The sequence below is a fragment of the Actinoallomurus acanthiterrae genome (genome assembly GCF_054775715.1).
In genome coordinates this window covers 1,380,241-1,394,132 of record NZ_BAAHCO010000001.1, presented here as the reverse complement: position 1 = coordinate 1,394,132, position 13,892 = coordinate 1,380,241, and the positions used below count along the sequence as shown (strand labels likewise).

15 protein-coding genes are annotated in these 13,892 nt (G+C 72.0%); 3 read left to right on the top strand and 12 right to left on the bottom strand.

Features of this window, described 5'->3' with window-relative positions; all coding sequences use genetic code 11:
* Positions 1–46 precede the first annotated feature (46 nt).
* From ACYVF7_RS06940 to ACYVF7_RS06900, 9 genes are all read right to left on the bottom strand, one after another.
* Positions 47–667, bottom strand: a complete 621-nt coding sequence (locus tag ACYVF7_RS06940) for a hypothetical protein (protein WP_460336572.1) — start codon at positions 665–667, stop codon at positions 47–49.
* The gene (locus ACYVF7_RS06935) at positions 664–2,331 is read right to left on the bottom strand and encodes a class I adenylate-forming enzyme family protein (RefSeq protein ID WP_460336569.1); all 1,668 of its coding nucleotides are present in this window, start codon (positions 2,329–2,331) and stop codon (positions 664–666) included. The genes ACYVF7_RS06940 and ACYVF7_RS06935 overlap by 4 nt, the downstream gene beginning before the upstream one ends.
* Positions 2,328–2,921, bottom strand: a complete 594-nt coding sequence (locus ACYVF7_RS06930) for a beta-ketoacyl synthase N-terminal-like domain-containing protein (RefSeq protein WP_460336566.1) — start codon at positions 2,919–2,921, stop codon at positions 2,328–2,330. The genes ACYVF7_RS06935 and ACYVF7_RS06930 overlap by 4 nt, the downstream gene beginning before the upstream one ends.
* Before the next feature lie 96 nt (positions 2,922–3,017).
* On the bottom strand, positions 3,018–4,151 hold the full coding sequence (locus ACYVF7_RS06925) for a beta-ketoacyl-[acyl-carrier-protein] synthase family protein (RefSeq protein WP_460336563.1): 1,134 nt from the start codon (positions 4,149–4,151) through the stop codon (positions 3,018–3,020).
* Complete coding sequence (locus ACYVF7_RS06920) at positions 4,141–4,404, bottom strand: hypothetical protein (protein WP_360892111.1); 264 nt, start codon at positions 4,402–4,404, stop codon at positions 4,141–4,143. Before ACYVF7_RS06920 ends, ACYVF7_RS06925 begins: the two co-directional genes overlap by 11 nt.
* Complete coding sequence (locus tag ACYVF7_RS06915; RefSeq protein WP_460336559.1) at positions 4,401–4,673, bottom strand: acyl carrier protein; 273 nt, start codon at positions 4,671–4,673, stop codon at positions 4,401–4,403. Before ACYVF7_RS06915 ends, ACYVF7_RS06920 begins: the two co-directional genes overlap by 4 nt.
* 19 nt (positions 4,674–4,692) lie before the next feature.
* Positions 4,693–6,075, bottom strand: a complete 1,383-nt coding sequence (locus ACYVF7_RS06910; protein WP_460336556.1) for a class I adenylate-forming enzyme family protein — start codon at positions 6,073–6,075, stop codon at positions 4,693–4,695.
* The gene (locus tag ACYVF7_RS06905) at positions 6,075–7,115 is read right to left on the bottom strand and encodes a 3-dehydroquinate synthase II family protein (protein WP_460336553.1); all 1,041 of its coding nucleotides are present in this window, start codon (positions 7,113–7,115) and stop codon (positions 6,075–6,077) included. The genes ACYVF7_RS06910 and ACYVF7_RS06905 overlap by 1 nt, the downstream gene beginning before the upstream one ends.
* Complete coding sequence (locus tag ACYVF7_RS06900) at positions 7,112–7,921, bottom strand: 2-amino-3,7-dideoxy-D-threo-hept-6-ulosonate synthase (protein WP_460336550.1); 810 nt, start codon at positions 7,919–7,921, stop codon at positions 7,112–7,114. The genes ACYVF7_RS06905 and ACYVF7_RS06900 overlap by 4 nt, the downstream gene beginning before the upstream one ends.
* Before the next feature lie 205 nt (positions 7,922–8,126).
* On the opposite strand from ACYVF7_RS06900, the gene ACYVF7_RS06895 reads away from it, so the two are divergent.
* Genes ACYVF7_RS06895 through ACYVF7_RS06885 form a run of 3 tightly spaced genes read left to right on the top strand, consistent with a single transcriptional unit; the run spans position 8,127 to position 11,144 of the window.
* On the top strand, positions 8,127–8,732 hold the full coding sequence (locus tag ACYVF7_RS06895) for a flavodoxin family protein (protein WP_460336547.1): 606 nt from the start codon (positions 8,127–8,129) through the stop codon (positions 8,730–8,732).
* Positions 8,729–10,279 (top strand): MFS transporter, encoded by a 1,551-nt coding sequence (locus tag ACYVF7_RS06890; RefSeq protein WP_460336544.1) that lies wholly within the window; start codon positions 8,729–8,731, stop codon positions 10,277–10,279. The genes ACYVF7_RS06895 and ACYVF7_RS06890 overlap by 4 nt, the downstream gene beginning before the upstream one ends.
* Positions 10,233–11,144, top strand: a complete 912-nt coding sequence (locus ACYVF7_RS06885) for a LysR family transcriptional regulator (protein ID WP_460357809.1) — start codon at positions 10,233–10,235, stop codon at positions 11,142–11,144. The genes ACYVF7_RS06890 and ACYVF7_RS06885 overlap by 47 nt, the downstream gene beginning before the upstream one ends.
* A gap of 52 nt (positions 11,145–11,196) precedes the next feature.
* Here ACYVF7_RS06885 and ACYVF7_RS06880 read toward each other — a convergent pair whose 3' ends face one another.
* From ACYVF7_RS06880 to ACYVF7_RS06870, 3 genes are all read right to left on the bottom strand, one after another.
* The gene (locus ACYVF7_RS06880; RefSeq protein WP_460336541.1) at positions 11,197–12,225 is read right to left on the bottom strand and encodes a hypothetical protein; all 1,029 of its coding nucleotides are present in this window, start codon (positions 12,223–12,225) and stop codon (positions 11,197–11,199) included.
* 35 nt (positions 12,226–12,260) lie between these two features.
* A complete protein-coding gene (locus ACYVF7_RS06875) occupies positions 12,261–12,962 on the bottom strand; it encodes a VC0807 family protein (RefSeq protein WP_460336538.1) in 702 nt (233 codons plus the stop codon).
* 140 nt (positions 12,963–13,102) lie between these two features.
* Positions 13,103–13,750: a hypothetical protein gene (locus ACYVF7_RS06870; protein WP_460336535.1), complete on the bottom strand. Its 648-nt coding sequence runs from the start codon at positions 13,748–13,750 to the stop codon at positions 13,103–13,105.
* Positions 13,751–13,892: the final 142 nt, after the last annotated feature.

Sequence of the window (13,892 nt, the reverse complement as noted above, 5' to 3'; positions counted from 1 at the left end):
AACGTAACTGTACTTATGACAGGTATAGGAATCACAAGTACAGTTACTACTCCATCGGTGGGTCGGCGATGCCCATCAGGAGGCGGCAGGCCGGGTCGCCGGTGCGGAGGCAGGCGGTGGCGCAGTTGCGGGTGAGTTCGACGCCGAGTCCTTCCGACCAGCCGGCGTGGATGTCCGTGCACGGGCACTCGTAGCCGTCCAGCGATCCTGCCATCCGGACCATGGTGACGGCGAAGTTCTGCCGCATGGTCAGCTCGATCAGGTCGTCGGCGACGACGGCGGTGCCGCCGTCGCGCAGTTCGCTCGGGAACATCCACTCCGAGCACGCGTCGTACCGGCGGCTCAGTTCCTCGATGTCGGCGGCCGGGCCGCCGCCGAACTGGCGGCGGACCCGCTTGCCGACGTTGACGGCTACGTAGCGGAGGGCCTCGGCGTTGATCTCGTTGGCGGCGGCGTGCCCGAACCGCTTCGCCACCCCCTGGTACCAACGGGCGTCGTGCAGCCACCACTGCCGGTACACGTCCATCGTGCGCGGGCGCGGCACGTCATCGGCCGGGCGGGGGTCCGGTGGTTCGGTGCCCGCCACCGAGGCGACGCCGTTCGCCGAGCGGGGCTCCGCCGCCGGGCCCGGCGAGCCGGCCGCCGGGCCCGTTTCGTTCACGGTCATTCGGGTGCTCCGCCGAACTCGCCGGCGGCGACGCGGGCGCGGAAGCGTTCGCGCATCTCGCGTTTGAGGACCTTGCCGGTGGCGCCCTTGACCACGTCGCTCGCGTCCATGCGCAGGGCTCCCGTGAGCGGCGGCAGGCCGCCCTCCTCCAGTATCCGGTTGATCCGGGCCGTCCACTCCACCACCTCCGACCCGGCTCTGACCTGCAGCAGGACGTACGCGTCGGCCAGGCCGTCGCCGTCCCAGTCGGCGCGTACGCCCTCCGGCGCGACGGCGACGACGGTGCAGTCGTCGAGGTCGGGCAGTTCGCGCAGCAGGAGTTCCTCGGTGCGGGTGCTGAAGACGACCCCGGCGGCGGTGCGGATGGCGTCCGGTGCGCGATCGAGGTGGTAGAAGTTGCCGTCCTCGTCGCGGTAGCCGAGGTCGCCGGTGAGCCAGTAGCCGCCGAGCCGCAGCCGGTGGAAGGTCAGCGAGTCGTTCCAGTAGCCGGGGGTGAGCGTGGGCGAGCGGACGCCGATGCGGCCGATCTCGCCGGGCGGCAGCGGGCGGCCGTCCTCGGAGAGCACCGCCGCCTCCGCGAAGCTCATCGGCTTGCCGACGCAGCGGTCGAACGACGAGCGGCCGGGCCGGTGCCCGTTGTGGAAGAGCGAGTAGCCGGTCTCCGACGAACCCAGCCCGTCGGTGAAGACGGAACCCGGGACGCGGTGACGTTTCAGGTCCTGGCCGACGGTCAGGTGGCTGCCCTGTGCGATCAGCGCCCTGATGTGCGCCTCGTGCGCCGCGTCGCCGGTGTTGTACCAGGCCTCGACGCTGGACAGGTCGCGGGCGGACAGGTCGTGCGCGGCCATCTCCCCGTACGTCCCGGCGAACGCGAACACCGTCGTCGGCTGGAACTCCTCCATGCCGTCCAGGACGTCGGCGCCGCGCTGGCTGGACAGCAGCAGGACCGGCGAGCGCAGGAGGAAGCCGAACAGCATGACCGAGATCGAGGCGTTGTGGGAGCCGGGCAGCGCGACCAGGAGCCGACCCATCGCGGAGCCGACCGACAGCTTCAGCCGGTGCAGCTGCGCGTACAGCAGCGTCTCGTGGGTGTGCGGGACGGCCTTGGGCATCCCGGTCGTGCCCGAGGAGTGCGAGATGATGATCGGGTCGCTGGCGTGGTGGGCGTACGGGTAGGTCGCGGGCAGCGGTTCACGGCCGCGGATGTCGGCGGCGGTGACGCAGAAACCAAGGTCCAGGTCGGTGGCCAGCACGGCGTGGTGGGCCTGGTCGGTGATCGCGCCGACCGCGCCCTGGCGGCGCACGTACTCGCGGGCGATCTCGGGGCGGAGGTTGCCGTTGACGAAGGACGGGATGGCGCCCAGCGAGGTCAGCGCGAGGAAGTTGATCGCGAACTCGGTGCTGGAGTACGTCTGGATCGCCACCGGGTCACGGGGCCGGACGCCGTGCGCGTGGTACCAGCCCGCGTAGGTCTCGACGACCTCGTGCAGTTCGCCGAGGGTCAGGACCGTGGGGTGGCCGCCGTCGGGGGCCTGCCAGGTCCCGTCCGTCCACAGCACGGGTTCGTCCAGCGGCCGGCCGTACGCCTTGACGCGGTGAATGACGTTCCCGGCGCCGAGGGAGGCGTCGGCGAAGATCTGCGCGCGTTCTTCCTTCGTGATCATTGCGTGGTCCCTTGGATACGGGCGGCCAGCTCGACCAGGCCGCGCAGGTTGCCGTGCTCGGCCGACGGGGTGTCGGCGGGCGGGTCGGGGAACGGGTCGCCGCGGTCGAGGAGGATCGCGACGGCCAGGTCGGCGGCGGGCGGGACCGCGCCGAGTTCGCGGTAGGCCGCGGCGGTGCGGTCGGTGCCGGTGAGCTCGACGCCGACGATGACGACCCGGTCGAGCTCCTCGTCCTCCAGCAGGAGCTCGGCGGTGGCCAGGAGCTCCGCCGCGACGTCGTCCATGGTGGACAGGCAGATCAGCGGCCCGGTGACGGCGAACTCCAGGCTGAGCCGGCCGAGGATGGCGTTCGCGGTGCTCTGCATGAACAGCAGCGGGTTGTGCGTCTGCCCGGCGGACAGCAGGCGGCTGCCGAGGTCGAGGGTGGCGGCGTCGCCCATCATGCTGGCCAGGACGATCGCGGTCCGGGCGCCGTCGCCCGGCCGCTCGGTCAGGCAGCGGTGCACGGCGTCGTGCACCATCGGGTTGAAGGCCGACTCGACGAAGCCGGAGACGATGGGCGCGGAGGCGTCGGCGATCGCGGCGATCATGCTCGCTCCAAGACCAGTGCGGCGTTGGCGTCACCAAACCCGGTGATCATGCTCGCTCCAAGACCAGTGCGACGTTGGCGTCACCGAACGCGGCGATCATGCTCGCTCCAGGACCAGCGCGGTGTTGGCGCCGCCGAACGCGGCGTTGATGGTCATCGCCCGGCGGATCTCGGCGCGGCGGGGCCGGTTCGGCACCCAGTCGAGGTCGCACCCCGGGTCCGGTTCGGTGAAGCCCGCGGTGGGCGGCAGCACCCCGTCCCGGATCGCGAGCAGGGTGATGACGAGCTCGACCACCCCGGACGCCTCCAGCAGGTGGCCGGTCGTGCTCTTCGTCGAGCTGACCGGCACCGAGTCCGCGTCCGGGCCGAGGACCGTACGCAGACCGCGGGTCTCGGCGGGGTCGTTGTGCCGGGTGGCGGTGCCGTGGGCGTTGACGTAGTCGATCCGCGGGTCGCCCGCGCGGTTCAGGGCCCGCCGCGCGGCGGTGGCCAGCCCGACGCCCTTGGGGTGGGGGCGCGCGACGTGGTGGGCGTCGGAGGCGGCGCCCCAGCCGGTCAGCGCGGCGAGCGGCCGCGCGCCCCGGCTCCTCGCGCTCTCGGCCGACTCGAGGACGACGGCGGCGGCCCCGTCGCCGAGCAGCAGCCCGCTGCGGTCGGCGCAGAACGGCCGCACCATCCCGTCGTGGGACAGCGCGAGCCCGGAGCCGAACTTGGCGAGGTTCTCCTCTTCCACCAGGTAGCCGCCCGCGCAGACCGCGATGTCCGCCCGGCCGGAGGCGATGAGCGAGCAGGCGTGGACGACCGCCGTCGCGGAGGCGACGCACGCGTTGGTGAACGCCAGGCGAGGGCCGCGCACGCCGAGCTCGTTCGCGAGGGCCCCGGCCTGCCAGGCGGGAACGGTCTCCGCGGTGTCGCCCGCGGACTCCGCCGAACGCCAGAAGCCGGTCAGGCCGGTGAAGTCGCCGGCGGTCCCCACGAGAACGGCGGCCCGCTCGCCCTTTGGCAGCGCGGCCATGCCGGCCGCCGCCCCGGCGACCTCGGCCAGCACCTCGCGCAGCGGGGCGAGCGGCCCGTAGGAGGCGGCGACGGAGGTGCGGTACGGCGTGGTGTCGAAGCGGGTGATCGGCGTGAACGCGGGCCTGCCGTCGAACACGCCGTCCCGTACGGCGTCCGCCCCGGTGCCGAACGCCGTACGGACCCCGAACCCGGTGACGACCACGTCACGACTCATGGACGGCCGCCAGGTATTCGGTGATCCGGCGGATCGAGGTGAAGCCGGTGAGGTGCTCCTCGTCCGGTTCGATCTCCAGGCCGTAGCGCAGGTCCAGCTGGTGCAGGAACCACACCACGCCCAGCGAGTCCAGCGCGATCTCGGCGTCGTCGTCGAGCCCGGCGGGCACGCCGGGGAAGATCTTAGGATCGGACAGCAGCTCCCGTACGACGTCGGTCGTGATCCGTTCCCGGGAACCGGACTCCGCGGTCATGCCGCGGCGCCCCGCTCGACGACGTCGGCGACCAGCTCGCTCAGCGTCATGGCGCCGACCGGCTCGATGTCGGTGTCGGGGAACTCCACGCCGAACCGGCGTTCGAGCCGCATGGTCAGCTCGATCAGGCTGAGCGAGTCCAGGTCGATGCCGCCGGTCCCCATGGGGCTGGCGTCGGTGACCTCCTCGAGGTCCAGCGGATGGTTCATGTCCTGGACGATCGTGTGGAGCACGAACGCCCGGATCTCCTCCTGCAAGGTGATCTGCACGGCAGGGCCCTTCTGTCGGTTATCGGCTCTCGGAAGACTGGGCGAGCAGGGCGTCGCGGCGCCGGACGAGCTTGCCGTTGGAGGTGCGCGGCAGGTCGGCGAGCACGCGGACGACGCGGGGCACCTTGTAGTCGGCCAGGCGGTCCCGGCACCAGCGCAGCAGCTCTCCCGGCGACGGGCCGTCGGCATCGGTGGCGACGTACGCCTCGACGGCGCCCGCGTGCACGACCACGGCCCCGGTGACTCCGGGATGCGCGCGCAGCACGGCCTCCACCTCGGCCAGGTCGAGCTTGAGGCCGCCGACGACGACCAGGGAGTCGCCGCGGCCGAGCAGCCGCACGTTGCCGTCGGGGTCGAACGCCGCCCGGTCGTGGGTGCGCAGCCAGCCGTCGACGTACCGGTCGCCGTCGGGGTCGACCAGGTACGGCGATCCCTCCGGGAGCCGTACCTCGATTTCCCCGGCGTGGATCCGCAGCCGGATGCCGGGGGCGGCCGGGCCGACCGAGGGCCGCGTCGCCCCGCTCACGTCCATCGCGATGACGCCCGTCTCGGTCGTTCCGTACGACTCGCCGACCGCGAGGCCGAACCGGTCGGCGAACCGCGCGGCCGTCTCGGGCGGCATGATCTCCCCGCCGGAGACCGCCACCCGCAGGGCGGGCAGCTCGGGGAGCGTACGGGCGGTGCTGAGCAGCTCGTAGTGGAACGGCGTGCCGAACACCGCGTGCACGTCGTGCCGCTCGGCGGCGGCCAGGATGTCCTTCGCGGACACGCGGCGGGCGAACACCACCGCGACCCCCGCGACCAGCGAGTGCAGCAGACCCGCGATCAGGCCGAAGCTGTGCGCGGTCGAGCTGAGCAGCAGCACCTTTTCACCGGCCGTCGGCATGCCCACGAGCCGGGTGAACCGGTTGATCTCCGCCGACAGCGAGGCCGGCGTCCGCCCGATCACCTTCGGCACCCCGGTCGACCCGGAGCTGAACTGCACGAGCCGGTGCGCGGTGGCGGCCGGGGCGCCGTCCGCGCAGCACACGGTGACCAGCTCGTACCGCGGCTCGAACCCGAGCGGCGACCGGCCCGCCCCGGCGCGGACCAGGTACTGCGGCCGGCACAGCGCGCGCAGCGTGTCCACCTCGGACGGCTTGAGCCGGTGGTCGACCAGCATCACCTGGGCGCCGAGGCTCCAGAGCGCCAGCAGCGCCTCGATCTGGGTGCAGCTGGGCGGCACCTGGAGCATGACCGTGTGCCCCTCGCCGACGCCGTGGCCGGCGAACACCCCCGCCTCCCACTCCACGGCGGCGCGGGTCTCCGCGCGGGTCACCGTGTGGTCGCCGTGCAGGAGGAAGGGCAGCTCGCCGGGGTGGGCAGCGAAGAGTCGCTCGACGAGTTCCCGCATGTCGCCCATCAGGTCTCCCGGCAGAACTCGCCGATGGGGATGCCGACGTGCCGCTGGTCCGTGGCCAGGTAGCCGAGCAACTCGTCGCCGGCCGCCAGCTCGGTGACGTTGCGGACCTTCCCGCCGGGGCCCAGCACCCGTACGTGCCAGTCGTCCTGCACGGTCAGGCTCACCACGACGCCGTCGGCGGACCGCGCCGTGATGGTCAGCAGCGGCCGGGACTCCAGCTTGGCCCGGCCGACGACGACGCGGCGGGTCCGGCCGTCGGCGCCCACGGCCAGCGTCGTGCTGCCCGAGCGCAGCTCGCTGAGGTAGTTGGTCCGGTTGTCCGGGCCGAGCACGTACGAGTGGAGCGCGCCCGCGTTGACGCGGAACGGACGCGTCGGCATGTACGGCAGCGGGTGCGTCTCGCTGCAGCACAGGATGAAGCCGGTGGAGTACGAGCCGACGAGGATGCCCTCGTCCTCGGCGAAGTGCGAGCACGTGTCCACGCACACGCGGTCGCCCAGCCCGTGGTGCTCGATCCCGTCGACGGTGAGGGTCGTCAGCTCCAGCTTCGGGGACTCGGCCTCCAGCAGCCGGGCCAGCGCGAACACCTCGTCGGCGCTCGACGGCGCGAGCAGGACCCCCTCCGACCCGCGTTCCAGCACGTCCAGGACGATCGCCGCCTCCTCCAGGTCCGCGCAGACGGTGACCAGTTTCCCGGCGGAGCGGTCGGCGGCGGCCAGCACGATCTCCAGGGGGATCTTGGTGGGGTCCGCGAAGTGGACGACGGTGTAGGGCAGCGCGACGGCGGCGGCGCAGGCGAGCAGCAGCGTCGGTTCGTCCACCACGTCGACCCAGGCGACGGTGCCGTCGCCGAGGTCGGCGAACTGGGCCTCCTCGGTCACGGTCGTCGTCCTGACCCCGGTGACGGTCGGGGGCAGCGACCCCAGGACGGCCTCGTCGTCGCTGAGCACGCCCTCGATCCGGGCGTGGATGGCGGCGTCGAGGACGGATTCGAGCCGTGGCTGCGGGACGTTCCGCAGGTCGATCCATGCGAACTTCATGCGGCACCTGTCGCGATCGTCGGGTCATGGGCAGCAGCCGCCCTCCCCTGACCCGCGTGGACCACGGCGGCGAGCCGGGACACCAGCGAGGCGGGCGAGGAGGACGAGAAGATCCGGCGGCCGACCGCGAGGCCTCGGCAGCCGGCGAGCATGAGCGCGGTCCCGTAGTCGACCAGATCCGAGCCGTCGGGCGGGCCGCCCGCGGCGAGGATCGGGATGGGGCAGCTGTCCACCACCTCGGCCATCCGCTCGAGCGGCAGCGCGACCGCGGTCTTGACCAGGTCGGCGCCGAGGTCCGCGGCGACGTTCACGGCGTGCGCGAGCAGCGTCGGATCGTGCGGGTCCGCGATGCGCGGCCCCCGCGGATAGACCATCGCGAGCAGGGGCATGTTCCAGGCGTCGCAGGAGGCGGCGACCGTCCCCAGGTCGGTCAGCTGCCGGTGCTCGGTGTCGGAACCGAGGTTCACGTGCACGCTGACGGCGTCCGCGCCGAGCCGGACGGCCTCCTCGACCTCGCCGACGAGTACCTTCGCGTCGACGTCGGCGGCGTAGGCGGTCCCGGCGCTCAGGTGGACGACCAGCGCGCAGCCGCGCAGCACTCCCGGCGGGATCGTGCGCGCCCGGCCCTTGTGCACCACGATCGCGTCGGCGCCACCGTCCACCAGACCGCGGACGAGGCCGTTCCAGCGTGCCTGCGGCACGACCGGACCGTCGGAGACGCTGTGGTCGAGCGGGACGAACAAGTATTTTCCATCGCCCGGCGCCGAGAGTCTCCGCATCCGCATTGACTTCCCGATATCTGCCATTGGCCTGACACACCTCTTCACACGGGCAGGACACCGTCATGATCACACCCGGGCACAGAATGACACGGCCACGGCGAAGAGCAGCAGATACCAGCTCGCGATAACTCGCGGGTTATGGCTTTCTGAGAAAACTCTGAGAATCGCCTGAGATGCTCCAGGGCGGCCATTCCCGCACCACGGGAATCGGGTACTCGAGGAGGCCGGCTTGACCGCATCCACCGACCCCGTACGCGTCGCCGTCGCCTGCCACGGCGGGCGCGGCCACACCGGACGACTGGCCGAGGCCGTCGCCGTCGGCGCGAGCAGCGTCCCACTGACCGAGGTCGGCCACGTGCACGTCGACCGGATCGGTGCCGCCGACTGGCACCGGCTCGACGACGCCGACGCGATCGTCTTCGGTGCGCCGACCTACATGGGCACCGCCTCGGCGGCCTTCCACACGTTCGCCGAGGCGAGCGCCAAGCGCTGGTTCACCCGCCGATGGCAGGACAAGGTGGCCGCCGGTTTCACGAACTCCGGCTCCATGGCGGGCGACAAGTCCAGCACCCTTGAATATTTCACCACGCTCGCGGCCCAGCACGGCATGATTTGGGTCAATCTCGGCCTGCCTCCGGGGTGGAATTCCTCGTCAGGCAGCGAGTTCGACCTGAATCGACTCGGCTTTTATCACGGAGCCGCCGCCCAGTCCAATGTGGACGACCGGACGGGCACCATCCATAAGTCCGATCTCGCGACCGCCGAGCACCTGGGCCGCCGGGTCGCGGAGTTCACCAGGATCGTCGTCGCGGGTCGCCGGGCGCTCGAGCCGTGAGCGAAAGGCAGTGGTGGATCGTCGCCGTGGCGGTCCTCGCGCAGACGCTCGTCCTGCTGGACAACACGGTCCTCAACATCGCGATGGAGACGCTCGCGGATCCGGTCCGCGGGCTGGGCGCCGACGCCTCGGACCTCGCGTGGGCGGTCGCGTCGTTCTCCCTCGTCTTCGCCGCGGGCAGCTTCGCGGGCGGCGCGCTGGCCGACCGCTACGGGCCGCGCCGCGTCCTGGTCGCCGGGCTGGCGACCCTGGCCGTCGCCTCGATGCCGGCGGCGTTCTCCACCAACGCCGCGGAACTGATCGCGGCCCGCGCCGTCATGGGGGCGGGCGGCGCCCTGATCACCCCGGCGACGCTGGCGATCGTCACGCGCGGCACCGCGCCCGCCGTACGGACCCGCGCGATCGCGATCTGGGCGTCCTCGGGCGGCGTGGCCGTCGCGCTCGGGCCGGTGGTGGGCGGCGCGCTGATCAGCCGGTTCTGGTGGGGAGCGATCTTCCTGCTCAACGTGCCGGTCGTGGCCGTGTGCCTCGTCGGCGCCGTCCTGTTCGTGCCCGCGCTGCGGTACCCCGAGCGCAGGCCGCTCGACCTGCCGGGCCTGGCGCTGTCCATGCTCGGCCTGGGCCTGCTCGTGTACGGCGTGATCCAGGGCGGCCGCCGGCTCGGCTGGTCGAGCCCGGCGACCCTGACGCCGCTCCTGGCCGGGCTCGCCGTCCTGGCCGTCTTCGTCCTCGTCCAGCGGGCGCGGGCCGGGTCGGCCCTCGACGTGCGCCTGTTCACCGAGCCGCGGTTCGCGGGCGGCAGCGTGACGCTGCTGCTCCTGTTCTTCGGCCTGGCGGGCCAGCTCTTCTACTGCGCGTTCTACCTGCAGGGAGTGCACGGCCTGTCCGCCCCGGCCGCGGGCGCCGTCATGATGGCCGCCGCGGGCGGCATCGTCCTCGGCAACCAGGTCTCCCCCGCCGTCACGCGGCTGCTGACCGTCCGCTGGACCGCCCTGACCGGGATCCTCCTGGCCAGCGCGACGTTCGGCTCGTACGTGGCGTTCGACGCGGGCACCCCGGTGGCGTGGTTCGTGGTGATGCTGGTGGTCCAGGGAGCCGCCGTCGGCCTCGTGGTCGCGCCGATGACCACGGAGATGATGGCCGTCCTGCCGCCCGCCCAGACCGGTGCCGGCGCGGCGGTCAGTGCGGCGATGAGGCCGGTGGGCAGCACACTCGGCGTCGCCGTGCTCGGCTCGGTGCTCGCCGCCGGCTACCGCCGGGCGATCGGGCCCACGGTCGACGGCCTGCCCCGCCGGCTCCGGGAGCGGGCCCTGGACTCGGCCGAGGAGACCCGCGCCCTGGCGAGGTCGCTGCACCGGCCCGAGCTCGTCGCCGCCGCGGACCACGCCTACCTGCACGCCATGCGCGTCACGGCCGTGTGGACGGCGCTGCTGTCCCTGGCCGGCGCCGTACTCGTCGTCGGGTTCTTCCGGCCACGGAGATCAGAACTGGGGGTTGGACGTGGACATCGCGCTACGCCACTTGCGGATCGTGCTCACCGTCGCTGAGGCGGGCAGCATCAGCCGCGCGGCCACCACCTTGAAGATCGCGCAGTCCGGCCTGACGACGCAGCTCAAACGGATCGAACAGGGCTTCGGCGGGCCGCTGTTCCGCCGCCGGGCGGACGGCGTCGTCCCCACCGAGCTCGGCGTGCACGTCCTGGGCCGGGCCCAGGAGATCCTCGACGAGTTCGGCGACCTCATCACGACGGCCAGGACGCTCGCCCGGCCGGCCGAACCGCCGGAGGCCATCGCGCTCGGCGGAGTGGACGGGCCCTGGGTGCTCCGGATCGCCGGGCTGGTCCAGGACCGGTTTCCCCGCCATGAGCAGCTGACCTACCTGGAGTCATCCTCGCAGGCGGTGCTGGACCTGCTGCGCACGGAGAAGATCGCGCTCGCGGTCGTCAGCGAGTTCCCGGACGTGGTGGCGCCCTCGCTGCGCGAGTTCAAGGGCCGGGATCTCGACACCGAGCCAGTGCTGGTCGGGCTGGCGCCGACGCATCGGCTGGCCCATCGGAGGGCGGTCGCGCTCGAGGATCTGGCCCGGGAGACCTGGGTCGCGCCCGGCGACCGCTCCGACGGTCTCGGGCTGAGCCTGCGGATCGCCTGCGAGCGGGCGGGCTTCACGCCGCGGTTCCGGTACTTCGGCGCCGACCAGGCGACGGCGGCGGCGATCGTGAGCGGTGGCGGCGCTGTCGGCGTGTTCCCCGCGACCGGCGGCTCCTGGCCGGGTCTGGTGACCAAGCCACTGGGGGACGGCCGGCTGTGGCGCCGGACACGGCTGGCCTGGACCGCCGGATCGCCGCTGGCCTGGCTGGCCGCGACGATCGACGTGGGCACGCTCCACGCCCGGGGCGGACATCAGCCGGCGTAGGACGTATCTGGCAAATCCGCCGTCCGGCTGCGCGGTGCCCAGGCGGCGCTCGCTACGAACCGGATTTGTCAGACACTCCCCAGGCGGCGAGGGTGTGGAAGGACTCCTTCGGCTCCCAGGCCATGTCCGGGTAGGCGGTCCCGTGGCCGTTCTCCAGCATCTTGACGACGCCGTACGACGCCAGGTCGAGGTCGTGGACCGGGTCGTCCGGGCGGTGCGGCAGGTCGTACCCGGCGAAGGTGAACCAGAAGGCGCTGTCCACGCCCTCCCGCTCGAAGATCTCCAGCAGCTCGCGCATGTAGGTCGCCTGCTCGGCCTCGTCCCGTACGTAGACGCCGTTCAGGCGGGGCGGGTCCGACTCGCGGTCGGCGATCGTCCAGCCGATGCCGCCGCGCGCGGCGGCGCCCTGGTAGGTGCAGCAGCCGAACTCCGAGACCGCGACCGGCTTGCCGTGCCGGAAGTGCGAACGGAGCTCCTCGACGTACCGTTCGGCGTTCTCCTCGGCGCGGTAGGCGTCGACGGAGACGAGGTCGAACGGCGTCCAGTCGAGGTCCTCCCAGGGGCCGGAGGCGTACGTGATCCGGCCGCCGAACCGCTCACGGGCGGCCTTCACCGTCTCGGCGAAGAACGCGTTCACCTTGCCGGGAAGCTCGCGGAACGTCGCGTACACGGCCGGGTCGCCGGAGGTCAGGGCCGCGATCCGCGCGTAGACGTCCTTGCCGGGGATGAACCCGCCGGCGAAGAGGGTGACCTCGCAGCCGGTGACCAGGACGGTCTCGGTGCCGCCGCGCCGGATCGCCTCGGCGCGCTCGGCGCAGTCGGTGAACAGGTCCAGCATCCGCTCCGGGGTGAGCTCACAGGGGAACGGCGCGAACCAGACCTCCAGGCCGGCCGCCGCCGCGTGCTCGGCGGCGATGGTCAGCCGCTCGGGGTCGCCACCGGAGATCCGTACGGCGGTGCAGTGCAGGTCGTCGGCGATGATCCGCATCTCCCGGCGTACGACGTCGGGCTCGAAGACCTTCCGTGAGTTCTCACCGCCGGGGAAGAAGCCGGTGTCGTAGTTGATGCCCTTGGCGCGCATGGTCGTGTCCTTTCAGGGGGGCGTGGGTCGGCGGGTCAGGCGGCGGTCTCGGCCTCGATCATCTTCTCGATCGGCTGAGTGGCGATCGCGCCGACGGCGATCCCGACGGCGATCGCGCCGATCAGCATCACGCTGGACAGCCAGGCCATCGTCTCGATGGGCAGGGTGAAAGCGCCGATCAGGCGGGCGACGCATTCGCCCAGCAGGGCACCGCCCCAGACGAGGCTGAAGCGGCGCTCGAGCCGGCGGAACGCCGCCGACCCCGCGGACAGCCGGTCCCACGCGGCGATCTTCGCCGCGTCCCCCTTGGTCATGAAGGGCTTGAGGCCGGCGGACATCAGGAACCGGCCGCGGAAGGCCATGACGAGGATGCTCAGACCGATCACACTGCTGACGCCGGAGTCCTTGGCCAGCATCAGGCGGGCGTCGCCCGTGACGAAGCTGAGCGCGATCCCGGCCACGTTGACGAGCAGCATCAGGCCCGCCAGGCCGTTGAAGGTCCGGTGGCGGACGGCGTCGGCGATCGTACGCACCGCCGGGACGACGCTGCTGAGCGCGAGCGAGGTGACCAGGTCCAGGCCCAGCCCCTTGTGCAGCAGATAGTACGAACCCACCGGGAGGGCGACGTCCACCACCAGCGGTCTCAGGTTGCCCAGCAGCTCCCCGCCGTTGGACTGCGGGGCGCCGCCCTTCGCACCGGACCGGTCGGCCGTGACGGGAGAGGTGATCTGCGCCATCTTCGTTCCTTCGCTCGCTTGCCTAGTGATGCAAGCTTCGCCGGAACGGGAGGTCACCCGGCAGATCCATCGATCCACGGTCGATCGGTACGAATGTCACGGCCGAGATCGGTCCGGTGATCTGTGTTGGCCTTGGCCGATCAGTCGCCGTCCCTGCTGCCGCCGTGCCGGCTGTCCGCGCACTTGCTCGGGTTGTCGCGCAGGCACACCTTGCTGCCGCTCACCCGCAGGCCGGTGTCGTCGAACGCGGTGACCCATCGGACCGCGATGGCCCGCTGAGCCTTCGCGAGGGGGACGAGGCCGGAGCAGACCGCGTCGTTGAGCTTGTGCTCGACGGCGTCCTTGGGGTTCGGGATGCGCCCCGGCTCGACCCACAGGTTGCGCGGGTCGTCCGGCGCGCCGCCCAGTTCGAGCGGCACCAGGTGGTCGTACTCGCTCTGCGCGTCGCGGCCGAGGCTGTAGGAGCGCGCGGACTTGGCCTTCATCACCCGGGTCACCGAAGAAGGCGGCCGTACGGTCTTGGTCCAGCCGACCTTGCAGATGGTCCGTTTGATGTTCGACTGGGTGACGTCCGGGTTGACGGCGCCCGGTGTGCAGTCGTGGTCGGGGAGCGGCTGGCCGTCCCGCTTACCGACCTTGCAGGTGCCCGGGGAGGGCATCGGCGCCTTACTGTCGCCGATCGGGAGCTTGGCGCTGCCGGAGCCCGAGGCGGGAGCACCTCCGCTCGTGGGCGCACCGCTCGTCTTGCAGCCCGCCCCCGCGACCACCAGCGGGAAGACTGCCGCCACCACTCCGAGCCGCGTTCGCCATCGCTGTCGCATTACGCACCACCCCATGGTTTTTTGCTCCTACTTTGCCCAGCTATGACGGATGAATGCTGCCATAGAGGATCATCACGGGGCGTGACGGTATTTGTGCCGATTTAGACAT